The sequence below is a fragment of the Pseudoduganella rivuli genome, assembly GCF_009674485.1.
Classification (GTDB): domain Bacteria; phylum Pseudomonadota; class Gammaproteobacteria; order Burkholderiales; family Burkholderiaceae_D; genus Rugamonas; species Rugamonas rivuli_B.
This window is the reverse complement of the sequence record NZ_WKJJ01000008.1, coordinates 58,847-85,826: the sequence shown is the minus strand read 5'-3', so window position 1 is coordinate 85,826 and position 26,980 is coordinate 58,847. Positions and strand designations below refer to the sequence as shown.

General features: G+C 64.5%; 18 protein-coding genes. 8 read left to right on the top strand and 10 right to left on the bottom strand.

What is annotated here, in order from left to right; translation table 11 throughout:
- Nucleotides 1–6: 6 nt before the first annotated feature.
- The 8 genes from GJ700_RS13950 to GJ700_RS13915 all read right to left on the bottom strand — a co-directional run bounded on the left by GJ700_RS13950 (nt 7) and on the right by GJ700_RS13915 (nt 10,643).
- A complete protein-coding gene (locus tag GJ700_RS13950) occupies nt 7–1,242 on the bottom strand; it encodes an ABC transporter permease (protein WP_154374776.1) in 1,236 nt (411 codons plus the stop codon).
- Nucleotides 1,242–2,486, bottom strand: a complete 1,245-nt coding sequence (locus GJ700_RS13945) for an efflux RND transporter periplasmic adaptor subunit (RefSeq protein ID WP_154374774.1) — start codon at nt 2,484–2,486, stop codon at nt 1,242–1,244. The genes GJ700_RS13950 and GJ700_RS13945 overlap by 1 nt, the downstream gene beginning before the upstream one ends.
- Nucleotides 2,487–2,500: 14 nt before the next feature.
- Nucleotides 2,501–4,504, bottom strand: coding sequence for an HlyD family secretion protein (locus GJ700_RS13940; RefSeq protein ID WP_154374772.1), 2,004 nt, complete (start codon nt 4,502–4,504; stop codon nt 2,501–2,503).
- A complete protein-coding gene (locus GJ700_RS13935) occupies nt 4,501–5,172 on the bottom strand; it encodes an ABC transporter ATP-binding protein (RefSeq protein WP_154374770.1) in 672 nt (223 codons plus the stop codon). Before GJ700_RS13935 ends, GJ700_RS13940 begins: the two co-directional genes overlap by 4 nt.
- Before the next feature lie 163 nt (nt 5,173–5,335).
- A complete protein-coding gene (locus tag GJ700_RS13930; protein WP_154374768.1) occupies nt 5,336–6,919 on the bottom strand; it encodes an isocitrate lyase in 1,584 nt (527 codons plus the stop codon).
- 296 nt (nt 6,920–7,215) lie between these two features.
- The gene (locus GJ700_RS13925) at nt 7,216–8,028 is read right to left on the bottom strand and encodes a substrate-binding periplasmic protein (RefSeq protein ID WP_154374766.1); all 813 of its coding nucleotides are present in this window, start codon (nt 8,026–8,028) and stop codon (nt 7,216–7,218) included.
- A 128-nt stretch (nt 8,029–8,156) separates the two neighbouring features.
- The gene (locus GJ700_RS13920; protein ID WP_371867950.1) at nt 8,157–9,824 is read right to left on the bottom strand and encodes a M28 family metallopeptidase; all 1,668 of its coding nucleotides are present in this window, start codon (nt 9,822–9,824) and stop codon (nt 8,157–8,159) included.
- A 123-nt stretch (nt 9,825–9,947) separates the two neighbouring features.
- Nucleotides 9,948–10,643 (bottom strand): 2OG-Fe(II) oxygenase, encoded by a 696-nt coding sequence (locus GJ700_RS13915; RefSeq protein WP_154374764.1) that lies wholly within the window; start codon nt 10,641–10,643, stop codon nt 9,948–9,950.
- A 150-nt stretch (nt 10,644–10,793) separates the two neighbouring features.
- Here GJ700_RS13915 and GJ700_RS13910 point away from each other — a divergent pair, with 150 nt between their 5' ends.
- Both GJ700_RS13910 and GJ700_RS13905 read left to right on the top strand, forming a co-directional pair.
- Nucleotides 10,794–12,020, top strand: coding sequence for a GGDEF domain-containing protein (locus GJ700_RS13910; protein ID WP_154374761.1), 1,227 nt, complete (start codon nt 10,794–10,796; stop codon nt 12,018–12,020).
- Between the two features lie 47 nt (nt 12,021–12,067).
- Nucleotides 12,068–14,221, top strand: a complete 2,154-nt coding sequence (locus tag GJ700_RS13905) for an alpha-L-rhamnosidase-related protein (RefSeq protein ID WP_154374759.1) — start codon at nt 12,068–12,070, stop codon at nt 14,219–14,221.
- Between the two features lie 37 nt (nt 14,222–14,258).
- Here the strand turns inward: GJ700_RS13905 and GJ700_RS36095 are convergent, their stop codons facing one another.
- The gene (locus GJ700_RS36095; protein WP_154374757.1) at nt 14,259–15,890 is read right to left on the bottom strand and encodes a methyl-accepting chemotaxis protein; all 1,632 of its coding nucleotides are present in this window, start codon (nt 15,888–15,890) and stop codon (nt 14,259–14,261) included.
- Nucleotides 15,891–16,049: 159 nt separating this feature from the next.
- On the bottom strand, nt 16,050–17,621 hold the full coding sequence (locus tag GJ700_RS13895; RefSeq protein ID WP_154374755.1) for a methyl-accepting chemotaxis protein: 1,572 nt from the start codon (nt 17,619–17,621) through the stop codon (nt 16,050–16,052).
- Between the two features lie 238 nt (nt 17,622–17,859).
- Between GJ700_RS13895 and GJ700_RS13890 the strand changes: the two genes are divergently transcribed.
- The 6 genes from GJ700_RS13890 to GJ700_RS13865 all read left to right on the top strand — a co-directional run bounded on the left by GJ700_RS13890 (nt 17,860) and on the right by GJ700_RS13865 (nt 26,962).
- Entirely contained in the window at nt 17,860–21,309 is a 3,450-nt protein-coding gene (locus tag GJ700_RS13890) for an EAL domain-containing protein (protein ID WP_154374753.1), read from the top strand.
- Between the two features lie 160 nt (nt 21,310–21,469).
- Nucleotides 21,470–22,597, top strand: a complete 1,128-nt coding sequence (locus GJ700_RS13885; protein ID WP_154374751.1) for a methyl-accepting chemotaxis protein — start codon at nt 21,470–21,472, stop codon at nt 22,595–22,597.
- A gap of 9 nt (nt 22,598–22,606) precedes the next feature.
- Nucleotides 22,607–22,975: a response regulator gene (locus GJ700_RS13880; RefSeq protein WP_154374749.1), complete on the top strand. Its 369-nt coding sequence runs from the start codon at nt 22,607–22,609 to the stop codon at nt 22,973–22,975.
- A gap of 6 nt (nt 22,976–22,981) precedes the next feature.
- Nucleotides 22,982–23,293: an STAS domain-containing protein gene (locus GJ700_RS13875; protein ID WP_154374747.1), complete on the top strand. Its 312-nt coding sequence runs from the start codon at nt 22,982–22,984 to the stop codon at nt 23,291–23,293.
- Complete coding sequence (locus tag GJ700_RS13870) at nt 23,290–25,380, top strand: chemotaxis protein CheA (protein WP_154374746.1); 2,091 nt, start codon at nt 23,290–23,292, stop codon at nt 25,378–25,380. Before GJ700_RS13875 ends, GJ700_RS13870 begins: the two co-directional genes overlap by 4 nt.
- Complete coding sequence (locus tag GJ700_RS13865) at nt 25,373–26,962, top strand: methyl-accepting chemotaxis protein (RefSeq protein WP_229506996.1); 1,590 nt, start codon at nt 25,373–25,375, stop codon at nt 26,960–26,962. The genes GJ700_RS13870 and GJ700_RS13865 overlap by 8 nt, the downstream gene beginning before the upstream one ends.
- Nucleotides 26,963–26,980: the final 18 nt, after the last annotated feature.

Sequence of the window (26,980 nt, the reverse complement as noted above, 5' to 3'; positions counted from 1 at the left end):
GACGCACTAGCCGTCGCTGCGCAACGCCGCGATCGGGTCCAGCGCGGCCGCCTGGCGGGCCGGATAGACGCCAAACGCCAGCCCGACCGCCACGCACAGCAGCACGGCCAGCAGCAGACTCAGTGGCGACCACGCCACCGACCATCCCGCCAGCGCGGCAATACTGTAAGCGGCCACCGCGCCAAGGACGATGCCCAGCAGCGCGCCAGTGACGGCAATCACCAGCGCTTCGGCCAGGAATTGCTCCACCACGTCGCGCCGGCGCGCGCCCAGCGCCCGTTTCAAGCCCACTTCGCGGCGCCGTTCCAGCACATTGGCCAGCATGATGTTCATGATGCCGATGCCGCCCACCAGCAGCGACACCGCCGCGATCGAACTCATGACGATGGTGAAAATGCGCTGCGTTTGCTGGTTTTGCCGGTACAAGCCCATCGGCACGATCAGGTTGGTGTCGTCGGCGCCGCCATGGCGCTGGCTGATCAGCGCCTGCAGCACGCGGGCCGCGCTGTCCGGCGCCACTTTGCCGTCCAGCCGCACGCTGATGCCATCGACTTCGTCTTCGATGCGCTTGAAGCTGAAACGGGCGCGGCCTGTTTCCCACGGAACGAACAGGCGCTCGTCGTCCAGCCCCAGCTTGACGCCTTCGAACTCCGCCTTGTTTTGCGCGCGGTCGGCCAGCACGCCCACCACTTGCAGCCACACGTGGTTCAGCTTGAGCCGTTGCCCGACTGCCGGCGCCGCACCGAACAGCGTGCGCGCCAGGCGGGCGCCCAGCACGCACACCGGCGCCAGCGTGGCGCCATCGTCCGGGGCCAGCCAGCGGCCTTCCTTCAGCGTCAGGCCGCTGTGTTCCGCATAGGCCGGCGATACGGCAAATGCGCGCCCGCTGGCCACCTGGTCGCCCACCACCAGTTGCTCGGCCTTGATTTCCTTTTTCAATGCCACCGACCGCGCGCCCGGTACCACGGCCAGTACCGCCATGCCGTCGGCGGCCGACAAGCCCAGCGAGCGGGCCCGGATGTCCTTCAATTGCTCGGTTTCGATCGCCTTGCTCTCGACCAGCACATTGTCCAGCCCCAGTTCGGCCACCAGCCGCAGCGCCTCGCGCTTGCTGCCTTCGCCCACGGCCAGCATGGCGACGATGGCGCCGACGCCAAAGATCATGCCCAGCAGCGTCAGGCCGGTGCGCAATTGCCGCCTCCGCAGTTCGGCGACGGCTTCCAATAACAGTGCCCGGTTCATCACGTTTTCTTTTCCGTTGGCGGCAGCAGCAGGATGCGCGCGCCGGGCGCCAGGCCGCCTTTGATTTCACTGCGGACCGGGCCGCGCAGGCCCAGTTCGACCTGGTGTTTGACTTGCCGGCCGGCGTCGTCGGTATACACCGCGTAGCTGGCGCCATCCTGCACCACGGCGATGTTCGGCACGGTCAGCGCCGATGCGCGCGCCACCAGCCGCACCGTGCCATGCAGCGCCTGGCCCGGTTTCAGGCCCAGCCGGCGCGCGGTCTCGTTGGCAATGGCGGCGTCGAAATCGCTGTACTTCACGGGCGACTCGGGCGAAATGGTGCCGGCGCTGTTGCCGACCTTGGTCACGGTCAAATCCAGTTCCGTCCCGGTGCCGGCCAGGCGTACCCGCACTGGCAAGCCCGGCTTGAGCCCGTAAGCCTGGCCTTCGGCCACGGTGAAATGCGCCACCAGCTGGTCGAGATCGGGCAGCATGCCGAATTCCGCGCCGGCCATCTGCGGCGCGCCGACCTGTGCCTTGGCGCCGTCCCAGCGCGCCGCCAGCAAGAACACGCCGTCGTGCGGCGCGACCAGTTCCAGCGACTCCAGGCTTTGCCGTTTTTGCGCGGCGGTCTGCATCACGCTGCCGCGCTGCGAGTGCAGCACCGCCTCTTGCGCCGCGGTGCGCGCCTGCACCTGGCCGCCTTTCCACTCCAGGTAGCCGCGCTTGTTGGTGAGGAAGCCGACGTCGGCCAGCGCATCGAGGATGGTGTTCTTGCTGAAGATGCTGAGATCGACGCGCGCATAACGCTGGCTCAGGCCGAGATCGTCATCGACCTTGGCGCGTTCGCCGGCCAGCACACTGCGCTCGACCGCGGCGCTCTGGCGGCTGGTTTCCTCGGCCAGCGTCTTGCGCACCAGCTCGTATTCGGCCTGGGTCAGTTCCATGCGTGCCTGCGGCGCGTCGAAACGGGCGACCACCTGGCCCTTCTTGACGCTGCTGCCGTCGGCCAGCATGTCCACCAGCACCCGGCTGCTCCAGCCGCTGCCGGGCACGGCCAGCGGCGTGCTGGCGGCAGCCTTGATTTCGCCGTCCGCTTCCAGGGTTTCGCTCCACGCCCGCGCGGCCAGGGTTTCGCTGGGACTGGCCACGGTGGACGAGGCGGCGTCGCAACCGGACAGCAAGGCTGCGGGGAGGGTCACGCTTGCCGCCAGCGTGGCGGCGATGGCCGCGCGCGCGGCAGGGGAACGGGGCATGGACATGGACTGGTTCAAGGCTACGTTGGCGTACCCGCTGCGCGCCGGGTGGCGGCCGGCAACAGCTCCACCTGTACCGCGGCGCCCGGCTTCAAGTCCTTGGGCGGGGTGTCGAATTGCAGTTCAAGATCGCGCACCACAGCCGATTGCGCGGACGACTTGCCGTGGAAGACACGGCCCAGCGCACTGACCCGGGCCGGCAGCGCCTGGCGCGCGCCGGAGACGGTGACGCGCGCAGCCTGGCCCACGTGCACGCCAGCCGCCTGCGCTTCGGGCACCATGGCGTTGACGTACAACCGGTCCGGATCGGCCAGCGTGGCGACCGACAGGCCCATCCAGACCTGCGTGCCGGGCGTGAATTTCTCGCCATTGAAACTGGTCCGGTACAGCACCAGGCCCCGGCGCGGCGCCAGCACGGTCAATGCCGCCTGGCCCTTTTGCAGGATGGCGATCTGGGCCCGCAACTGTTCCACTTCGGACACCAGACCGGCGCGCTCGCCCTGGCGGGCGCGCTGCTGGGCGTCATACTGGGCTTGCGCCAGCCTGGACAACTCGGCTTTTTCTGCGCGTTCGATCACCAGCTTGTCGTAATCGACGCGGCGGATCAATTCCTTCGGCTGGCTGGCCTTGCGCTCGGCCTTTTCCGCATTGCTGCGCGCCTCGGCGATCGCCAGCGCGCCGGCGCGCTCCGCTTCGGCCTGGTCCAGCTGCAATTTGTCCAGGGCCCGCTGGCGTTCATTCAACGTGCTTTGCTGGGAGATCAGCTGGGTCGTCACTTCACCGGCTTCAAACACGGCGATGGGCTGGCCCGCTTCCACCATCATGCCTTCGGGGGCCAGCTGCGCCAGCTTGTATTGCCAGATGAAGGGAATCGTCGGCGGCGCCACCGGCATGGTGAGTCGCGACGCGATTTCCCCTTCGACCGTCAGCGCGGCGGCGGCCCGCGCGGGCGCCGGAGCGGCAATTGCCGCTCCGGCGGGCTGTGGCGCCAGCGGCTCGGCCAGCACGCTCATTCCCGCCGCCAGCGGCAAGCCATGGTCCGGCGGCAAATCGATCTTCACGCGGAAATAGCGCCCCAGCCCCCAGCGGGCGCGCGCCTCCGGTGCACTGGTAATGGTGGCGACCTTGCCGTTCAGCGCCACGCCCGGCAACGCGTCGAAGCGCAGGCGGACAGCCTGGTCCTCGCGCAGATAGGGACGGTCCGCTTCCAGCACCCATGCCGTGACAGCCATCTGGCCATCGCCCAGCACCGCGCCGGCGGCATTGCCGGGCCATGCCGTCGCGCCTTCGTCCAGCCGCTCGCCGCGCCACGGGCTGTAACCGTGCACCACGATACCGTCGCGCGCGGCGCGCACTTCGGACTGCGCCTGCTGGGCCACCTGGAACGCGATGTTGACCTGCAATTTCTTTACTTCCAGTTCGCCGTCTTCCTTGCGGCGGGCCATGGCTGCCCGGGCATTTTCCAGGCTGCCCTGCTTGATCGCCAGGTCGCGCGTGGCGCGGTCCAATTCGGCCTGGTAGCGGTCGTAATTCAGCGCCGAGACTTGCTGCTTGGGCAGCGCCGCATCGACCCTGGCCTTGTCCAGCGCGGCCTGCGCGCTGACCAGCGCCTTTTCCGCCTCGACCGCCGCCACGTCGAGATTGGCGGTCTCGCGCACGGTGCGCGCGCGGGCCGCTTCCAGGTCCAGCTTCAGGCGGTCGATATTGGTGGCGCCCGCATTCTCGATCCGCAACACCAGGTCGCCGGCTTTCACCTGGCTGCCTTCCGCGACATAGTTACGCAACACCACCGGCGAACTGTTCGACGGCGGCACGAAGACGGTTTGGGAATCCAGCGCTTCCACTTCGCCGGTCAGCAGGACCGGCCGTGGCTCGGATTTTGCCGCGCCCGGCACTGGTGCGGGACCGGTGGTATGTGGCGTGGCGTGGGCGCTGGCGCTGGTGTCCGCATGGTTGACGGCGGCGGCAATCGCCAGCGCCAGCGCCGGCGCCGCGCACAACACGGCAACGTGACGGCGCTTCATGGCTGGCCGGCGGCAATACGGCCGTCGCGCAGGTGGATGGTGCGCTGCGCGCTGGCGGCGATCGCCGGATCGTGGGTGACCAGCACCAGCGTCTGGCCTCCGGCATGCAGTTCGCGCAGCAGCGCCATCACGTCGGCCGCGCTGGTGGAATCGAGGTTGCCGGTGGGTTCGTCCGCCAGCAGCAAGGCCGGCTGGTTCAGCAGCGCGCGGGCAATCGCGGCGCGCTGCAATTGTCCGCCCGATAACTGGCCCGGCAAGTGGTCGAGGCGTTGTCCCAGGCCGATACGTTCGAGCAGCGCGCGGGCGCGTTCCGGCGCCTGTGCATCGCGGTGGCGCGCATAGCGCTGGGGCAGCAACACGTTTTCCAGCACGGTCAGGCGCGGCAACAGGTGGAACGACTGGAACACGAAGCCGATGCGGCGGTTGCGCACATCGGACGCGGCGTCATCGTCGAGGGCGCTGATTTCATCTTGCGCCAGACGGTAGCGGCCGCTGTCGGGCCGGTCCAGTCCGCCCAGTACATTCAACAGTGTGGATTTGCCGGAACCGGACGGTCCCATCACGGCGATGAATTCGCCCGGTGCAACCTGCAAGTCAATGCCGTCGAGGGCGTGGATATCGCTGCCGCCCTGGCGATAAGTCTTGCGGATGTTGCTGAGTTCGATCATGCGCAGGAGTATCTCTGCGACATGTCAATTTGTCAATTATAAAAACAATCAACAGCGTGATGATTTTTCGCAGCCGCCAAGTGAAAACGCCACCCGAAGGTGGCGTCCTGCTTCACTGGAGAATTACACCGGCCAGCGACCTCTGGCCGGTACAACCGATGAATCAGTGGAACTGGTTCATCGTGTTGTCTTTACCAGCGGCTTTCAGTGCCGCTTCGCCGCTGAAGTATTCCTTGTGGTCGTCGCCCAGGTCCGAACCGGACATGTTCTGGTGCTTGACGCAGGCGATGCCCTGGCGGATTTCCTTGCGCTGTACGCCAGCCACGTAGCCCAGCATGCCCTGGTCGCCGAAGTATTCCTTGGCCAGGTTGTCGGTCGACAGCGCGGCGGTGTGGTAGGTCGGCAGCGTGATCAGGTGGTGGAAGATGCCGGCTTCGCGGGCCGCGTCAGCCTGGAAGGTGCGGATCTTCTCGTCGGCTTGCTTGGCCAGTTCGGTTTCGTCGTATTCCACGCTCATCAGCTTGGCACGTTCGTAAGCCGATACGTCCTGGCCTGCTTCCTTCATCGCATCGTAAACCTGCTGGCGGAAGTTCAGGGTCCAGTTGAACGATGGGCTGTTGTTGTACACCAGCTTCGCGTTCGGGATGACCTTGCGGATTTCCTTCACCATGCCGCCGATCTGGGCGATATGTGGTTTTTCCGTTTCGATCCACAGCAGGTCGGCGCCGTTTTGCAGCGAGGTGATGCAGTCGAGTACGCAACGTGCTTCGCCGGTGCCTGCACGGAACTGGAACAGGTTGCTTGGCAGGCGCTTAGGACGTACCAGCTTGCCGCCTTGCTTGATCACGACGTCGCCGTTGTTCATGGTGTCGGTGGTGACTTCTTCCACGTCCAGGAACGAGTTGTACTGGTCGCCCAGGTCGCCTGGTTCGGTGGTGTAGGCGATCTGCTTGGTCAGGCCGGCGCCCAGCGAGTCGGTACGGGCAACGATCACGCCGTCTTCCACGCCCAGTTCCAGGAACGCGTAGCGGATGGCGCGGATCTTGGCCAGGAAGTCTTCGTGCGGCACCGTGACTTTACCGTCCTGGTGGCCGCATTGCTTCTCGTCGGACACCTGGTTTTCGATCTGGATGCAGCAGGCGCCCGCTTCGATGAATTGCTTGGCCAGCAGGTAGGTTGCTTCGGCATTGCCGAAACCGGCGTCGATGTCGGCGATGATCGGTACCACGTGGGTGACGTGGTTGTCGATCTTGGCCTGGATCGCTGGCTTGTCGGCATCGCTGGCGGCGTCCAGTTCGCGGAACAGGCCGCCCAGTTCACGGGCGTCGGCCTGGCGCAGGAAGGTGTACAGCTCTTTGATCAGCGCCGAGACAGCGGTTTTTTCATGCATCGACTGGTCCGGCAGCGGGCCGAATTCCGAACGCAGGGCGGCAACCATCCAGCCGGACAGGTACAGGTAGCGGCGGTCGGTGCTGTTGAAGTGCTTTTTAATCGAGATCAGCTTTTGCTGGCCGATGAAACCGTGCCAGCAGCCCAGCGACTGGGTGTACTGGGATGGGTCGGCATCGTAGCGGGCCATATCGTTGCGCATGATCTTGGCCGTGTAGCGGGCGATGTCCAGGCCAGTCTTGAACTTGTTCTGGGCGCGCATGCGGGCGGCGGATTCAGGGTTGATGGCGTTCCATGCGCTGCCTTCTTTGTCTTTCAGGGTGGCGATGGCTTTGATGTCGTCGGTGTAGGTAGACATGGTAGTGATCCTAATTAAGAAGCTTGATTAAGAAAGCGTTGTGAGACGCGGTCCGGTACTGAATCCAAAAGCTAACTGCATGACTAAATAATAGCGCTGTTTTTGGTTTTGTAAAAGATGTCTTATATAAGACATATAACTTAAATTGCCCGTTATGCTTCAATGACTTACGGACATATTTTTATTATGTGAAATCGTTTTTCAGGAAATGAAGCGATCGCGGCCAACAATTGCAGCATCCTGTTTCGCGATGTGGGATCCGGTTTTTGTATGGTGGGAAATGGCGCCTTTGGACGTTATGGCGCCAGCATTTTCGCGGCGCTGTCGGCGTCCACGTAGCGCGAAACCAGGCGCAGCATGGTGCCGTCGGCGGCGATGCTTTTCATGAGTTCCCCCCAGCGCCGGGATTCGTCGGCACTGAAGTTTTTCTTGCTGACTAACATGTGTATGGGCATCTTGGGCTTGTTCTGGCTCCAGTCTTCGATGCGGATGGCATTGGCTTGCAATTCCTCCTTCAGGTAGCTGCCATACACCAGGGGCGAGCCCAGCATCGCGTGGAAGCGCCCGGCCTTGAACATGGCGAACATGCGGTCCGTGTCGTCGACGTCTTCGACCCGGCCGATATTGCGCAACTGCGCCACCACCTCGTCATAGGGGGCGCTGGCCATGTGGCCACGGCCCACGCCCATGCGCAGGTTGGGCGCGGCAATGAAGTCGGCCGCCGTGTGCACGCGGGAATCGACTTCTTTTTTCAGCAGCACGTGGTAACGCACCCACAGGTAGGGTTCGGCCCACGCAAACGCCAGGCGCTCCGGCGGCGCGAAGGCGGACAGGGTGATGTCGATCGAGCCATCTTGCATGCCTTGCCAGATCATGCGGCGCGACGTGACGCGCAAGTCGAATTTGCAGCCGCTGCGTTTGGCCAGCTGGTCGGCGACGTCCTTGTCCAGCCCGGCGCCGGCGCGGTAGTAATGGCCGAATTCATAGAGGCCCAGCACGATGGGACGGGTAGGACACGCCGGCTGGACCGGCGCGGACACGGCCGGCAACGCCAGCAGCGCCGCGGCAAGGCCGGCAATCCTGGCAAAGCGGTGTGGCAGACAAGGCATGGCATATCCTCCCGTGCGGGAATGGCCTTGTTTGATTCTAGCCGGGGCTGGCTACGCCGTGGTTACGGCAGGAGGGGAGTGTTGTCAATAAACTACGCGCCCCGGCATGGCGCCGGGGCACGGGGCGATCAGCGGCGCTTGGAAGCGGTCACGTCACGCGGGGCGCGGAATTCGGAATCCTTGCTCCAGTTTGGCCAGTCTTTCGATTCCGCCAGGTCGCGGCCGACGCTGTACAGCAGTTGCAGGTCGCGCGCCATGCCCGTGAATGGCCAGTTGGCGCTCCATTCATCGGATGGCTGGTGATAATTGTGCTCGTTGTAGGCTTCCTTGACCGCCTTGCCGGCTGCCAGGCCGCCTTCTTCCAGGTCTTCGCCGGATTCAAACGACACCGCCGGCACGCCGCGCTTGGCCATCGGGAAATGGTCGGAACGGAAGAAGTGGCCCGCTTCCGGTTTCGAATCCGGCGAGTAGCTGAGGTTCCAGTTCCTGGCCTTGGCGATCAGCATGTCCAGCAAGTCCTGTTTCGCGCTGCCGGACGTGCTGAAGTTGCGCGCCGGGCCGTACGGGAGCAGGGCATCCACATTGATCATGGCAACCGTGGTGGCCAGCGGATACAGCGGGTTGGCGGCATAGTATTCGGAACCGAGCAAGCCTTTTTCTTCCGCCGTCACGGCCAGGAACAGCACGCTGCGTTTCGGCGCGGGCGCCTTGCCGTAAGCGCGGCCCAGTTCGAGCAGGGAGGCGATGCCGGTGGCGTTGTCGATGGCGCCGTTATAGATCTTGTCGCCCTTGGCGTCCGGTTCACCCACGCCCAGGTGGTCCCAGTGACCGGTGTACATGACGGTCTGGTCTTTCTGGTCCGTGCCTTCCTTGATGGCGGCCACGTTTTTCGACTTGATCACTTGCGCATCGACCGCATAGTGGGCGGACAGGTTGATGCCTTTCAGTTCGACCGGCTTGAAGTCGCGCGTTTGCGCCTGCTTCTTGGCCGCGTCGAAGTCCAGGCCGGCACGCTTGAACAAGTCGGCCACCACGTCGCGCTGGATCCACGCTTCCATTGGCGCGTGCGACTTGCCCGGTTCCTTGCGCACGATGTCATACATGACATTGGTGTTGGAATTCTTCACGGTCGGCCAGCCATACGACGCCGGCGCGGTTTCATGCACGATGAGGGTGCCGACCGCGCCCTGGCGCGCCATTTCTTCATACTTGTACGTCCAGCGGCCGTAATACGTCATGGCCTTGCCGCCGAAATCACCTTCGCCCGTTTCAAAATCCGGGTCGTTGATCAGCACGACCGCCAGCTTGCCTTTCAGGTTGACGCCCTTGAAGTCATCCCAGTTGCGCTCCGGCGCCTTGACGCCATAGCCGACGAACACCAGTGGAACTTTGTCGAAATCCACGCGCTTGGCGCCTGTCATGGCGGCGCGCACGGCCATCTGGTCGCCCTGCAGGAAGGTCTGGCTGGATTTGCCGTCGTTCAGGGTCAGCGTGACCGGGCCCTTGATTTCAAAGCGGCCCAGCGGCACTTCCTGGGTCCACGCGCGCTTGCCTTTGACCATGTCGCCGCCCGGCTTCAGGCCGGCGGCCTTGAATTGTTCGATCAGGTAATGGACGGTCTTGGTTTCGCCGGCGGTATTCGGGCCGCGGCCTTCGAATTCGTCGGACGCCAGCACTTTGACGTCGTGCGACAGGCGCTGGGCTTCGATTTGCGGGACGTGGTCGGCCGCGGTGGCGGCGATCGTGGCGGTAGTGGCCAACAGCATGGTGGTAGCCAGCATGGCGGGTTTCTTCACTGGGGTCTCCTTGTGGGGTATGGGGCGTAAGAAATCCGGCAAGTATCCGGGCTGCGCCGGCGGCGGTCAATCGGCGGCATGTAACACTAAGTGTAAGGCTGAAAGATTTTTAAATTGACAAATTTACCGGCCATAGAGGGCTTCGGCGCGCTGGAACAGGATCCAGGAAGTGGCGATGTATTTGTCGCCGCTCGTGGCGACATGGCCCTTGTGGGAGTGGGTGAAGCCGGCCGGGGCGATCACCAGCCGGCCCTGGCGCGCCTCCACGTGGCGCTTCTGGTAGAAGAACTCGGTCGAGCCGCCTTCCTGCACGTCGTTCAGGTAAAACTGGAACAGCAGCACCCGGTGCAGCGTTTCGCAACTCGCGTTTTGCGGATACACCTCGGAATGCCAGTGGTGGTAGCCGCCGCTGTTTTGCAGATACTTTTGCAGATTGATCGCGCCGCCACGATACATGGCGCGGATCACGTCGCTGATGCGCCCGGCATCGAAATCGTCGAAGTTGTCCAGCGACAACACCACCGGTTGTCCCGTCCCCGGATGCTCCAGCGTTGGCGACAGGGCGCCCATCAACAGCATGCGGTATTGGCCCACATAGGTGACCAGGTGCTTCAACACCGCCGCCATGAGCAGGTTCGACACATCGTTCCAGTCCTTGTGATTGGAAATCGTGAGGTCGTAGCTGTCCTTCTTGCTGAGGTCGACACCCTGTCCGGTCTTGCCGCGGATGACGTCCTTGCTGGCGTCGAAGCGCCCGATGATGTGTGCGCATTGCTCTGGCGTGAGGGCGTTGTCGTACACCCCGATGAAATCATCCATGTGCTGCTCGTCTCAGTTGGTTGCGTGGTGGCGACACTATACAAGCGGCACGTGGGGGAAGGAATATCTGATGTTGTTACGGGGCATGCCCGCAGCCGAATCACCACAGCGACTTGCTATAATCCTGGAACTACCTCATTGATTCAGGCAATGAACAACACTTTGCACCGTTTGGCTGACTTGCTGCTGGATGTGGTTTTTCTGGTGGAAGAGGGCGGCCGCATCGTCTACGTGAATCCCGCCTGTACGGCCGTGTTCGGCTACCAGCCCGATGAAATGATCGGGCGCCAGATACTCGACTTCATCCATCCCGGCGACTTGCAGCGCACCGTTGCGGAAATGGCGCAGGTGGCGCGCGGGCGCCCCGGCTTCGGCTTTGAAAACCGCTACCTGCGCAAGGATGGCAGCGTGGCGCACATCATGTGGTCGGCGCGCTGGTCGGATGAAGACCAGTTGCGGATCGGCGTGGCGCGCGATATCAGCGAACGCAAGCTGGCGGAGCAGCGGCTGGCCGGCATGCTGGCGCTGTCGACGGCGGCGCAGGGGGCGGAATCGCTGGAGGCGCTGTTCGTGGCATTTCATGGGATTTTGCTGGAACTGATGCCGCTGCGGGGGCTGGCCGCCGTGCTGGATCCGGGTGCGCGCGTGGCCTATGCCGCGGCCATGCCGGGCGTCGACGGTGCGGCGGGTGCGCCGCCGGACACGTCGCGCTGGTTTGCCGAACCGATGTCCACGCCGGGCATGAAATTCGGCGAACTGCGCTTTGACGTCGAGCACGCCGCCGTGCTGTCCGCGCACGACCGCGACGTGCTGCAATTCGCAGCGGCCCAGGCCGCCACCGTCATCGAACGGCTGGCGCTGCACGCGGACCTGGCCTATGCGGCCCGCTATGACGAATTGACGGGCTTGCCGAACCGCCGCCTGTTCCAGGACCGCATGCAATCGGCCTTTGCCCGCAGCCGCCGCGACCGGTCGCGCGGGGCGCTGCTGTTCATCGATCTGGATGACTTCAAGCGCGTCAACGATGACTATGGCCACGCGATCGGCGACCAGTTGCTGCAAGCGGTGGCGCGCCGCATCGTGAGCTGCGTGCGCGAGTGCGATACGGTGGCGCGCCTGGGCGGCGATGAATTCGTGGCGCTGCTGGAAAATGTCGACACGATGGAACAGGCGCAAGCCGTCGTGGCCAAAATCCACCAGGCCATCGGCAAGCCGTTGCCGCTGGCGGGCGTGCGCATGCAGGCGGCCGCCAGCATCGGGATTGCGCTGTACCCGGAACATGGCGATGCGACGGATCACTTGATGCGCTATGCGGATCAGGCCATGTATGCGTGCAAGGCCGCGCACAAGGCGGAAAACCGAAGCCTGGCCGGATAATCAAAAAATTGATCACCATGGCGTCCTGTTATGGATAACATGGTGGCATGAAACTATCTGCACGCCACCTTGCCGCCGCCATCGCGGCACTCGTTTTTCCCCTCACCGGCATGGCCCAGGCCCCGGCGCCGGCCACGTGGATCTGGTATCCCGGCGATTTCGAGATTTGGCTGAGCAATGAAATGCAAGTCAAACGCAATGAACGCGATGCACTGTTCATGCCGTTCTGGCGCTTTTACAGCCACCAGCCGCAAGTCAATTTCACCCGCCACGTGGACCTGGCGGAGCCGGAAACCATCTCGCTGCAGGTGGAGGGCAAATACAGCGTGGTGGTGGACGGCAAATTCGTGCAGGGCGACCAGCGCCATGTCCTGGTCCCGGCCGGCAAGCATGGCATCAATGTGCAGGTCTATAACGCCGCCACGCCGCCTGCCATCTACGTGCAGGGCAAGACCATCCGGTCGGACGGCCACTGGACTGTCGGGCCGAAACCCTTTTACAAACCGTTGAACGGCGTGCCAGTGCAGGCGGCCAGCTGGCACTTCGATACGCCCGCCGCGCCGCCGTCGCGTTACCGGCTGGCGACACGGGAAATCGGCGCGGCCAGGATCCAGCGTGGCGCACACTCGTTGCTGGTGGACTTCGGGCAGGAAACCATCGGTTTCGTGAAATTGAAGCAGGTGAAGGGCCGGGGCAACGTGACACTGTATTACGGCGAATCGCTGGAAGAAGCGCTCGCCACCGAGACTGGCGAGACGCTGGACCGCCTGGCCATCGCCCATGACGGCGACATGGTCTTGCCCAACTCGCGCGCCATGCGCTACGTGAATATCCGTTTTGACGATGACGTGGACATTGGCGATGTCGCGCTGCTGTACGAATACCTGCCGCAGGTGCGGCGCGGCAGCTTTAAAAGTTCCGATGCGGCGCTGAACCGCATCTGGGATGTCTCGCTGCGGACACTGGAATTGAATACGCGCGAATTCTTCCTTGACGGTATCAAACGCGACCATTGGATCTGGTCAGGCGATGCCGTGCAAACGTATTTGATGAATTACTACGCGTTCTTCGACAGCGATACCGTGAAGCGCACCACGTGGGCGCTACGGGGCGCCGATCCGGTCGATATGCACATCAATACCATCCTGGACTATTCGCTGTACTGGTTTATCGGCATCGACGACTATTACCGCTACACGGGCGACGCGGCTTTCGTGCAAAGCATTTATCCGCGCATGGTGACGTTGATGGATTTTGTGCTGGGACGGCGCAACAGCAACGGCATGCTGGAAGGCATGCCGGGCGACTGGGTGTTCGTCGACTGGGCGCCGATGCCCACCGATGGCGAACTGGCGGTGATCCAGCTGCTGCTGGCCCGCAGCCTTGACGCCATGGCGGATTCCGCCACGCTGGTGAAAGACGTTGAGCGGGCGGCGAAATACCGCGCACTCGCGGCGGACTTGAAACAGAAAATCATGGCCGCGTTCTGGGACCCCGAGCGGCAAGCGTTCATCCACCGCCGCAAGGACGGCAAGCCCGATACGCTGGTGACGCGCCATCCCAACATGTTTGCCCTGATGTTCGGCTATCTCGATGCGGCGCAGGCGGAAGCGGTGAAACGCAACGTGCTGATGAACGACCAGGTGCAAAAGATCACCACGCCGTATATGCGCTTTTATGAACTGGCGGCGCTGGCGGAGAGCGGCCGGCAGGATTACGTTACCGGCCAGGTCCGGGATTACTGGGGCGGGATGCTGAACGATGGCGCCACCTGTTTCTGGGAACAGTACGATCCGGCGCAAAAAGCGCCTGAACGCTACGCCATGTATGGCAAGGCGTTCGGCATGAGCCTGTGTCACGCGTGGGGCGCCAGCCCCCTGTACCTGTTCGGCCGCTATTACCTGGGCGTGCGGCCGGTGCAGCCAGGCTATGCCACGTATGTGGTGGAACCCCGGCTGGGCTGCCTGGAGTGGATCGAAGGCAAAGTGCCGACGCCGCACGGCGATATCGACGTGGCGGCCAGCACCACGGAAATCCGGGTCCGTGCGCATGGCGGCCAGGGCACGCTGCGCTTCGCGAGCACCGTTGCGCCGCGCTGCAGGGAGGGGGTGATCCGCACGGCGAGCACGGGCCATTATGAGATGACGCTTGAGCCCGGCCGGGACTATGTCGTGGCGTACGCGGCGGCATCCTCCCGTTAAGTCCGGGGTGAACACGGGTGGCGCGCCGCGCCTGCGCTCAGGCGGCCCGCAGCCGGGGTACGTCCGGACGCGCAGCGGGAGACGTCGCCACCGGGCGCGCCGGCGGCGCTTCGTCATTGAGCCGGAATACACTGACCACGTCCACCAGCTGGCCAGCCTGCGCCTGCATCGATTGCGCGGCGGCCGACGCCTGTTCCACCAGCGCGGCATTCTGATGGGTGGCCGCATCCATCTGGCGCAGCGCATCGTGCACCTGGGCGATACCGCCGTTCTGGTGATGGCTGGCCTGCGTAATGTCGTTCATGATGCCCGCCACCCGCTCGATGCTGGCCACCACGTCCTGCATGGTGGCGCCGGCCTGGTCGGCCAGTGCACTGCCGGCCACGACTTGCTGCACGGAGTCGCCGATCAATTCCTTGATTTCCTTGGCCGCCGCCGCCGAACGCTGCGCCAGCGAACGCACTTCCGACGCCACCACGGCAAAACCGCGTCCCTGCTCACCGGCGCGGGCCGCTTCCACGGCGGCATTCAGCGCCAGGATATTGGTTTGAAAAGCGATGCCGTCGATGACGCCGATGATGTCGGCAATGCGGCGCGACGAGGCATTGATGGCGCCCATGGTTTGCACCACTTGCGATACCACGTCGCCGCCGCGGCGCGCGGTTTCCGATGCGGCGTCCGCCAGCTGGTTGGCTTGCTGCGCCAGGCCGGCGTTTTGCTCGACGGTGCTGGTCAACCCATGCATCGACGCCGTGGTTTGCTCCAGCGATCCGGCCTGTTCCGACGTGCGTGTCGCCAGGTCCTGGTTGCCGCTGGCAATTTGCGACGATGCGCTGGAAATCGCTTCGGTCGCACTGCGCGCCCGCGATACGATCAACGCCAGGTTGTCACGCATTTCCTGCATGGCATGCAGCAGGCTGCTGCTGTCGCCAGGACGCAGCCGGATCGGGGCGGTCAGGTCGCCGGAAGCGATGCGGTCGGCCAGTTCGGCCGCCGCGGCGGGATCGCCGCCCAGCTGGCGGAACAGCTGGCGCAGGATATGCACCGCGACACCGACACCGGCCGCCAGCGACAGCAGCAGGATGGCCGGCATTTGCCAGCTGGCCGCCTCGATGCGTTCACGCGCCGCCGTTTCATCGGTGGCTGAACGCTTGTTCGCCATGTCCACCACACGGTCGATGGCTTGCCGGTGTTGTTCATAGTGGCCATGCAGGCGCGCCATGGCGGCGGTTGCCGCCTCCTTGTCCTGCTTGCGGATGGCGGGCAGGAATTCCTTCTGGACCACGCCATAAAACGCTTGCGCCGGCGTGTGCGCATCGTGCAGGTAGGCCTGTTTCAATTCCGGTTCCAGCGCCTGCTCCAGCCAGAACTTGTGGCGCGTATCGTATTCCGCCTGCAAGGCTTGGATCCTTTGCATCAGGCGCTCCTGTTCCGCAGGATCCGATGAGGCTTGCAGTTGGAAAGTAACGAGGTAGGACTCAATGATGTATTCCGGCGGTGGCAGGATGTCTGCCACAAGGTCTTTGCTCTGCACGATGCGGTCGTAAATCGGCCCGGTGACACGCACTTCCCGCAACAGCTTGATCGACCAGGCGCCATATATCATGAATCCCAGGGCAAAGCAGGCAAGCAGGATGGTAAAGCGGGTCTTGATGTCAGGTGTGCGCATCGTCGGTCTCCACGGGGACATTTGCTGCGAAATCCTGCTTTTGTCATCTTTCCGTGGAGCCGCGCAGGATGCGGTTTGCCACGGATGCATGCTGACATGAGCGGGGGCGGCGGGCAAGCCGTCAGGGTCGTAATACAACACTGTCTTGCCCTGCCGCCGTCAACGCCTTGCCGGTCCGTCAACTGGCAACCGGAACGCATCGACCGACTGCGCCAGGCGGGCGGCCTGTTCGCGCAGCGCCTCCGACGCGGCCGCCATCTGCTCCACCAGCGCGGCGTTTTGCTGTGTGGCGTCGTCCATTTGCACGACAGTGAAAGTGACTTGCTCGACACCTTCGGCGTGTTCGCGGCTGGCCTGGCTGAGATCGCCGATCGCGTCGCGCACGCGGCCGATCTGTGCCACGACGTCGCGCATGGTGCCGCCCGCCTGTCCGATCAGCATGCTGCCCGCTTCGGCGTTAGTGACCGATGCACCGATCAGTCGCTTGATTTCGCCTGCGGCCTGCGCGCTGCGCTGCGCCAGCGCGCGCACTTCGGATGCGACGACGGCGAAGCCGCGCCCGTGTTCGCCCGCGCGCGCCGCCTCCACCGCGGCGTTCAGCGCCAGGATATTGGTCTGGAAGGCGATGCCGTCGATCACGCCAATGATGTCCACGATGCGCAGGGCGGATTGCTGCGTGGTCTCCATCATGCGTACCGCGTCGGCCATTGCCACGCCGCCCCGTTCCGCCACGACGGAAGCGGCGCTGGCCAGTTCGCTGGCGCTGGTGGCGCGCGCCGCATGGTGCCGCATGGCCTCGGCCTGTCGCTGTACCGACGCCGCCGTGCGTTCCAGCGCGGTGGTCTGCGCTTCCGTACGGGCGGACAAGTCGCCATTGCCCGCCGCAATTTCCTCCGATGCCGATTGCAGCGCCATGGCGCCTTGCCGCACCTGCGACACGATGCGGGCAAAGCTGTCCTGCATTTGCCTGACGGCGTACATGACGCTGGTGGTATCGCCCGGGCGGGTGACGATGCCGACCGCCAGGTCGCCGACCGCGATACGGTTGGCAATACGTTTGACGTCGGCCGGATCGCCGCCCAGTTGGCGCAGGGTGCCGCGAATGATGTACGCGCCGATCAGCGCGGACGACAGCAGGGTCGCCGCACCGAGCAAGGCCAGCAAGCGTTGTGACGAGCTCGCCAGATCGGCCGTGTCGCCGCGGATGTCCGACGTGGTGGCAGCTTCATACTCCGTCAGCTTGCGGATACTGCCGACATAGCCAGCCAGCAGCGGATCGAGTTCACGCCAGGCCCGTTCCCGCGCGCCATCCGGGTCCGATTCGCGCTGCTTGAATACCGCCGCGCGCAAGTTGATATAGTCGTTGCGCGCCCGCGCGATCCTGGCCAGCAATTCCTGCTCTTGCGCATTCTTGTCATGGCCTTCCAGCTGCTTTTGCAGCGCTGAGATGTCCGTGCTGGTTTTCCGCACCAGTTCCTGCACCCGGGCCAGCCGGGATTCGTTATCCATTTCCAGGATCATGAAGGTGCGTGCGCCATTCAGGTTGGTATTGGCGGCCCAGGCGGCGACCAGGCGCTCCTTGGTCATGACGTCATTCACCATGAAGTCGACTGCTTCGTGTACCGCGCCAAAGCGCCAGGCGGCGATGCCGATGGCGGCGACCAGCGCCGCCGCCACGGCGGAATAGCCAATGGCAAGGCGCGTGCCGAGCCGGAGGTTCGAGAAATTCATGTCAGTAGTGATTGTTGGATTATTGGTATCTGCCGATTATCGTAAGTTGGTCGGGTGACCGATATCGGGCCCGCCTGATTCTGGGTAAGGAATTCCCGACGGAATGCGCCATTCAGGCTGCGATCCCTACGCCAATATCGGAATTTCCTGATGGGCGGGCCGGCAGTGTTCAGGGAAGATACAAATTCCGTTGTAAAAACTTGTACATTTTCTTGCACGCCTTGTTGAGTCTTTGTTGATGCGGTTCCCCCATCCCTGCCTATTGCTGCTGGGACTGGCCATGATGGGCTGCACCCGCCCCGGTATGGCCGCTCCCGACCCCGCCAGTGCATGGCGCGACGACGTCGCGCAGACCCGCATCCTGGCGGAGAACGATTTGCCGCGCGCCCTGGGCAAGGCAACGCGGCTGCTGGCCGCGTTGCCGTCCGATGCCGCACCCGCCGACCGCGCGCGGGCCCTGAACCTGCTGGCGCGCACCGAAGCGAACCTGGGGCAGACCGCCGAAGCGGAGCGCCACGCGCGGCAAGCGCTCGACCTGGCGGCCAAGTCGGATGACCGCGTCGGCCAGGCCGAAGCGGAACTGAACATCGTCATCACGTCCGTCAACACGGCCAGGATCGACGCCATGCTGGCCGCCGCCAAGCACAGCGTGGAATTGCTGAAGGGGGTGGACCGGCCGGACTTGCTGGGCGAAGCGCTGTTGCGTATGGCGATGATGTATTACCGCTACGACATGCTGCCGGAATCCGTGGCGATGGCAATGCAATCGATGGATATTGCGCACGCCAGCCACGATCCGCTGGTGCTGGCGTATTCGCACCAGGGACTGGCCTTCGTGTACCGTTTTGGCGGCCACTTCCGGGAGTCCGCAGAGCATTATGAACACATGCGGCAGCAAGCGCGGCTTGCGCATTCGGCCTTGCTGGAAATGGAAGCCTTGCTGGGCCTGGCCATGGAAAAAGCCAGGCAGGACGACCTGGCCGGCGCCGAGCAACTGACGCACGACGCGCTGCTGCTGGCGCGTGACGCCGGCGCGCCTTTTTACCAGAATACCGCACTGTATACGCTGGCGGAATTCAAGCGCCGCCAGCAGCGCTACGACGACGCGCAGCGCTTGCTCGATGAAGTCCTGTCGATCAATGCGCGCTACCCGAATCCACTGAACCGGTGGTACGCGCTGGGCGCCCGCAGCATCAATGCCGAGGCGCAGGGCCGGATGGCCGCCGCCCGCGCGGATGCCGCCGAGGCGTACGCGGTGGCGAAAACCATCGATATCCGGATTTACCTGGGCGAGAGCACCAAACGCCTGGCGGCCCTGGCCGCCGCCGACGGCAACCAGGCGCAGGCCTACAAGCTGCTCGCGGAAGCGAACGAACTGATGGCGCGCGCCACGCGCGAAAAGCTCGGCACCCAGATGCTGGAACTGGCGCGGCATTACAAGTCGGAAAGCAAGCAGCGTGAAATCGATGAACTGACCCGCCGCAACCGCCAGCAGACCGACGAGCTGCGCTGGCGTACCCTGCAGCAGCGCTGGCTGTGGACGGTGGCGGCCGGCAGCTGCGCGATGCTGGCCGGGCTGGCGTATTTCCTGGTGCGGCTGCGCCGCTCCAAGCAACAGATCGATTTGCTGAACGCGGGCCTGGAACTGCGCGTGCATGAACGCACCGCCACCTTGCGCCAGCGCACCCGCTACATGCGCACGTTGTTCGACATGCTACCGCTGTGGGTGTGGCTGAAGGATACCGAAGGCCGCTATTTATCCGCCAACCAGCCAAGCGCGGAAACCCACGGGCAACCGGTGGAAGCCATGATCGGCAAGACCGACTATGAATGGTGGCCGCACGCGCGCGCCGACCTGGTGCGGGCCGATGAGCTGGAAGTGATGGCAACGCGCCAGCGCAAGACGGTCGAGCGTGAAGAATGGCTGCCGGGTGCAAGCCGGCCGGCGTGGATCCAGACTTACCATGCGCCGGTGCTGGACGACGATGGTACGGTGCTGGGTACGGTGGGCGTGGCGCGCGACATCAGCGATATCCGGCAGCGCTTGCGCGTCGGCGCCAAGCGGGCCCGCGCGTTTGAATTGCTGGCGCAGGGCGGCAAGCTGGACGAGGTGCTGGCGCAGGTGGCCGCCTACGTGGAAGAAGCGGGCACGGACTTGCGCTGCACCATCACGCTGCTGGACGATGGCGCGCCGGAGGTATGGCCGGACGGCGACTGGGTGGAACCGATCCGCGATGCGGCCGGCAAGGTGCTGGGGTATATCGTCATCCATCGCGATGTGCCGACCCCGTTGTCGGCCGATGAATGCGAGTTGTTCTGCAATGCCGGCAATCTGGCCGCCATCGCCATCGAGCGCAAGCGCATCGAGGAACAATTACGGCACCAGGCGGCCTATGACATGCTGACCGGCTTGCCGAACCGGCGCATGTTCGGCGACCGCCTGCGCGAGGAAGTCGCGCGGGCCGGCCGCAGCGGCGGCATGGTGGCGGTGATGTTCATCGACCTGGATCACTTCAAGGATGTCAATGACTCCCTGGGCCACCACATGGGGGACCGGCTGCTGGTGGAAGTGGCGGCGCGCCTGCGCACCTGCGTGCGCACGTCGGACGTGGTGGCGCGCCTGGGTGGCGATGAATTCGTGGTGATTTTGCCGGACCATGGCGATACGGCGTCGCTGCGGCGCATCGCGCAAACCATCCTGGATGTGGTGCGCCGGCCGTTGCAGCTCGATGGCCATACCGCGTACGTGTCGGGCAGCATCGGCATCGCCAGCTATCCCGCCGACGCGGGCAGCGTGGAACAATTGACCACCTATGCGGACCGCGCCATGTATGCGGCGAAGGAAGAGGGGCGCAACGCTTACCGCTTCTTCACGCCGCCGATGCATCAGCAAGCCAAGTCGCGCCTGCTGCTGGCCAACGATTTGCGCCAGGCGCTGGCGGACGGCCAACTGCAAATCTGGCTGCAGCCGATCGTCGACCTGTCGACCGGCCGCGTGTGCAAAGCGGAAGCGCTGCTGCGCTGGCAGCATCCGGTGCACGGCATGGTGCCGCCCGGCCAGTTCATTCCCATCGCGGAAGAGACGGGGATTATCGTCGAGCTGGGTAACTGGATCTTCCGGCAAGCGGCGGCCGCCGCCCGCCAGTGGCTGGAGCAGGGGGACGGCGCGCCGTGCCAGGTCAGCGTCAATGTGTCGCCGCGCCAGTTCGTCAGCGACACGCTGGTCGATACCTGCCTGGCGGCATTGCGCGAACTGGATGTGCCGCCCCACAGCATGGTGATTGAAATCACGGAAGGGCTGCTGCTGACCGACCGGGCCGATATTGTCGACAAGCTCGCCCGCCTGCGCAGCGCCGGCATGCAACTGGCGCTGGACGACTTCGGTACCGGCTATTCCGCCATGGCGTACCTGAAAAAATTCAATATCGATTACCTGAAGGTCGACCGCTCGTTCGTGCGCGACCTGGACGCCGATCCCAGCGACAAGGCCATTGCCGAAGCCATCATCGTCATGGCGCACAAGCTGGGATTGAAAACCATCGCGGAAGGCGTGGAGACCGTGGCGCAGCGCGATTTGCTGGCGCTGGTCGGCTGCGACATGGTGCAGGGATACCTGTACGCCAGGCCCATGCCGGTGGCGGAATTCCTGGCGTCGCTGCGTTCGGAGGGCGCCGCGGTCGCGGCCTGAGAAGTGTTGCCTCGGGAAATCCTTAACTTCCATGCTGCAATCCTTACCGATGTTTCAGGATGACCTGATGGAAAAACAGGTTTGCAATTTGTATGTTTAGACAAACCTTTGGAGACAACGTGGCCAGAACAATAATGACAGCAATTTGGACGGACCTGCAATGAGCGTCACCGCAGTGATGGAAGACGAGCGCCGCGTGGCGGTACGGCTGATGGCCTTGATCGGCATGGCGGGCGCATTGGCCTTGCTGGCCGGCGGCGGTGAATATGGAACCTGGCTGGCGCTGGCGCTGGCCGCTGGTACGGGAGGCTGCGCATGGTGGCTGGCCGTGCGCAATCCCGTGCCTGCGCTGCCGGAGCGTGGCGCCGGCGAACTGGAAGTATTGTGCGGCAGCGTGCTGCCGGTATGGGAAGCGCAGATCGGCAGCGCCCGCACCCAGACCGAGCAGGCTGTCGAGTCGCTGGCGGCGCGTTTTGCGCAACTGGTCGAGCGCATCGAGTCGGCCGTCGCCGCCTCCCACCAGTCCACAGGCGAAGATGGCGATGCCGATGGCAGCGTGCTGGCGCTACTCAGTTCCAGCCAGGACGACCTGCACAGTGTGGTGGAAGCCATGCGCACTGCGGCGCTGGAAAAGGAAGCCATGCTGGCCGAGATCCACGCGCTGGAAGGCTTGACGGTGCAGTTGAAGGACATGGCGGACGACGTCGGACGGATTGCCGCCCAGACCAACCTGTTATCGCTGAACGCATCCATCGAAGCGGCCCGCGCCGGCCAGGCCGGACGAGGCTTTGCCGTGGTGGCGGGGGAAGTGCGGACCTTGTCGCAGCGCTCCGCCGACACCGGCCGCCAGATCGGCGCCACGGTGGCGACCGTCAACAAGGTGATTGCGGCCACGCTGGCGGTGTCGCGCCAGTATGCGCGGCAGGATGCGGAAGTGGCGGCCCATGCCGAGCAAACCATCCACGCCGTACTGGAGCGCTTCCGCGGTAATGCGGGCGGCTTGAGTGATGCGACGCAATTGCTGCGGACGGAGAGCAACCTGATTCGCGACGACATTTCCGACATCCTGGTTTCGCTGCAATTCCAGGACCGGTCCAGTCAGATCCTGGCGCAAGTCAGCGCCGACATCGGCAAGCTGTCGGAGGTATTGGCCGGGGCGGCCCCGGGCATGCTCGACGCGGCTGCGTGGCTCAGTGACATGGAACGGACGTATACGACCCCCGAACAGCATGCGCTGCACGGTGGCGGCAGCACGGCGGCCAGTACTCCGGCCATTACTTTTTTCTAAGGATATTTCATGGCGAAAACCATCATGATCGTGGACGACTCGGCTTCGGTGCGCCAGGTGGTCGGAATCGCGCTCAAGCGCGCAGGGTATGACGTCATCGAAGCCAGTGACGGCGCGCAGGCGCTGGCCCGGCTCACCGGCCAGAAGATCAATCTGATCATCAGCGACGTCAACATGCCAAACATGGATGGCATCAGCTTCGTGCGCGCCGCCAAGCAATTGCCGGCGTACCGGTTCACGCCCATCGTCATGCTGACCACCGAAGTCAACGAATCGAAAAAACAGGCGGGCAGGGACGCGGGCGCCAGGGCATGGATGGTGAAACCGTTCCAGCCGGAACAAATGCTGGCGGCCGTCAACAAGCTCGTCGGGCCCTGAACCGCCATGGAAACTTCCACTGAAAATGTTGCCGCTGACAGCGTTGCCGCGGTTGTCATTGACGGCGATTTGACGGTCTTTACCGTCGATGGCTGGCGTACGCGCCTGCTGCCGGCGCTGGCGGAGCATCAGGTGCTGACACTGGACCTGGGCGCCGTGGCGGAGTTCGACAGCGCCGGGCTGCAGTTGCTGGCGTTGCTCAAGCTGGAGGGCAATGCGCAAGGCCGCCAGGTCGTGTTGCGCAATCCCGCCGCGTCGGTGAGCGGCGTGGTGGCGCTGTACCGCATGCAGGAATTGTTCGGGCTGGAGCCGGCATGAATGCCGACAACCCTGTGTATACCTTCATCGCGGAAAGCCGCGACTTGTTGCGCGCGATGGAAGACGCGCTGCTGCAAGTCGAGCGTACTCCGGATGACGCGACGCTGATCAACGAAATTTTCCGTGCCGCCCACACCATCAAAGGCTCGGCAGGCCTGTTTGGCATGGAACGCATCGTTGCCTTCACCCATTTGCTGGAAAGTTTGCTGGACCGCGTGCGCGACGGCGAACTGGCGCTCGACGGCGCCCGCGTGGCGCTGCTGCTGGCAAGCGGCGACCATTTGCTGCAACTGGTCGAGCACTGTGACGGCGGCGACTTGCCGGCGGCGGTACTGGCCCATGGGACAAGCCTGGCGCAGCGCCTGCAGCAGGACTTGCCGGACTTGCAAGGTATTTCGGCCGGCACCGCCGTGATCGTGGCGGCACCCGCCCCGAGCGGCGCAGGACACACCGCCGGCCACTGGCACCTTTCGCTGCGTTTCGGTCCGGACCTGTTCCGCAATGGCATGGACCCGCTGTCACTGTTCAGCTACCTGGATACGCTGGGCCGGGTGCTGCACGTGGAAACCGTGCTGGACCACCTGCCGCGCCTGGCCGAGCTGGAACCCGAGACTTGCCACCTGGGGTTTGAGGTCGCGTTCCTCGCCGACTGCGGGCGCGATGCCATTGCCGGCGCGTTTGAATTCGTGCGCGAGGACAGCCGCCTGCATTTCCTGCCGCCGGACAGTCCGCTGTCGGATTTCGATGCGCTGCTGGAGGAGTTGTCCGGTGCGGGTGAAGCGGACGCCGGCGAGCGCCTGGTGCGCTGCGGGTCGCTTAGCGTGGAGGAGCTGGACATGATCCGCCAGCGCCGCGCGATGGTCGTCACCGCACCGCCGGCGCATTCCATGGCGCAGGCCGGTAATGCGACGGTCGCCGCCCGCGCCAGCCGTGGTGGCGCCACCTTGCGGGTCGACGCGGACAAGATGGACCACCACATCAACCTGATGGGCGAACTGGTGGTGGCCAGTGCCGGCGCCAAGCTGGCGGCGCAGCGGGCCGACGCCACCGCCATGCGCGAAGCGGCGGAAACCCTGGACCAGCTGGTGCAGGCGGTGCGCGACTCGGCGCTGAAATTGCGCATGGTGCCGATCGGCGCCACCTTCGACCGTTTCCAGCGCCTGGTGCGCGATACCAGCCAGGAACTGGGCAAGGACATCCGCCTCGTGATTACCGGTGGCGATACGGAGCTGGACAAGATGGTGGTGGAACGCATTGCCGATCCGCTGACCCACCTGGTGCGCAATGCGATCGACCATGGCATGGAAACCGCGGCCACGCGACTGGCGCGCGGCAAGCCGGCGCAAGGCCAATTGCTGCTCAATGCCCGTCACGAGGCCGGCCAGATCGTGATCGAAGTCACCGATGACGGCGCCGGCCTGGACCGCGACAAGATCTTGCGCAAGGCCCTCGAGCGCGGCCTGGTGGCGGCCGATGCGGAACTGTCGCCGCGCGAGATCGACCGCCTGATCTTCGAGCCGGGTTTCTCCACCGCCGATGCGGTCAGCAAGCTGTCGGGGCGCGGTGTCGGCATGGATGTGGTGCGCGCCAATATCGAAGCGCTGCGCGGCAGCGTCAGCCTGGAAAGCTTGCCGGGGCAGGGCAGCACGGTGCGCATCCGCTTGCCGTTGACGCTGGCCATCATTGACGGCTTCATGGTCGGCGTGGGCGACTGCACTTACGTGATTCCGCTTGAAATGGTGGAGGAATGCATTGCGCTGACTCCATCCTGCATGGGCAAGCAAGCCGGCTGCCTGGACTTGCGCGGCGAAGTGCTGCCGTTCCGCCGCTTGCGCGAGCAGTTCGGCATAGGGGGCCAGGCCGGGCGGCGCGAGAGCGTGGTGGTGGTGCGGTATGGCGAACGCAAGGCCGGGCTGGTGGTGGACCGCCTGATGGGGGAATTCCAGACGGTGATCAAGCCGCTGGGACGGATGTTCAGTGGCTTGTCGGGCGTCACCGGATTCACCATCCTGGGCGGTGGCGACGTGGCGCTGATCCTGGACATACATGGACTGATGCGGCAATTGGAGAAGAGTACACATGAATAAGATGCGGGTGAGCGTACGGATGGCGCTGGCGTTCGGCATGGTGCTGTCGCTGCTGGTATTGATACTGCTGGTGGGGTTGAATGCAATGTCGGCGATGAGCCGCACGGCCGACGACATCGTCAACGACCGCTTCGCCAAGGTGGACATGGCCAACCAGGCCATGCGCAAGGCGCTGGACAACGGGCGCCTGCTGCGCAGCCTGTTCCTGGTCGATGCGAGCGAATACGACGCGATGATGGCGCGGGTGCAGGCCAACCGCCAGGACAATCAGCAGACGCTGGCGCAGATGGAAAAACGCTTGTCCGGCGCCGAGGAACGGGAAGTCATGGCCACGATCACGGCGGCGCGCAAGGAGCTGACGCCCAAGTATGACCAATTGTTCGCCTTGCTGAAGGACGACCGCGAACGCGCGGTGCGCTACATGCTGACGGAATTCGTGCCGAAAAACGAAGCCGTGCTGGCCGCGCTGGACAAGATGGAGGATTTGCAGACCGACCTGATGGAACAGGCCCGCAAAGACCTGGCCGTGCGCAATGAAGAGGCGCGCTCGCTGATGATCGGCGTCGGGGTGGCGGCGGTGCTGCTGGCCACGGCGGTGGCGGTGCTGATCGTGCGCAGCCTGCTGCGCCAGCTGGGCGGCGAACCGGTGTATGCCGCCGAAGTGGCCGCACGGGTGGCGCGCGGCGACCTGACGGTCAGCGTACTGACCCATCCCAGCGACCAGAGCAGCATGCTGTATGCGCTGCGCGGCATGACGGAAAAACTGTCGGGCATCATCGGCGAAGTGCGCGGCGCGGCCGATGCGCTGGCCGGCGCTTCCGAAGAAGTCAGTTCCACCGCGCAGAGCATCAGCCACGCCAGCAGCGAGCAGGCGGCCAGTGTGGAAGAGACATCGGCCGCGGTGGAGCAGATGAGCGCCACGGTGGACCGCAATGCGGACAGTGCGCGCAGCACGGACAGCATGGCGTCGCGGGCAGCCAGCCAGGCCACGGAAGGCGGCGCGGCAGTGCGTGCCACCGTGATGGCCATGCGCAGCATTGCCGCCAAAATCAGCATCATTGACGATATCGCATACCAGACCAACTTGCTGGCGCTGAACGCCGCCATCGAAGCGGCGCGCGCCGGCGAACATGGCAAGGGATTCGCGGTGGTGGCGACCGAAGTGCGCAAACTGGCCGAGCGCAGCCAGGTGGCGGCGCTGGAAATCAGTGAACTGGCCAGCGGCAGCGTGAACCAGGCGGAATTGGCGGGCAGGCTGCTCGATGACATGGTGCCGGTGATCACCCGCACATCGGAACTGGTGCAGGAAATCGCCGCCGCATCGTCGGAGCAGGCGCATGGCGCGTCGCAAATCAATATGGCGCTGGGCCAATTGAGCCAGGCTACCCAGCAAAACGCCAGCTCGTCCGAGGAGCTGGCCGCCACCTCCGAGGAAATGAGCAGCCAGGCCGCGCATTTGCAGCAACTGGTTGCGTATTTCAAGGTCACTGACAGCGTCGCCGGTGTACCGGTTGCACCGCGCCACCGGGCCGCGCCGGCCTATCCACGATCCGCGCTCCAGCCGACGCTGGGCGTGCGTTGAACTTTACATAGAAAGCGT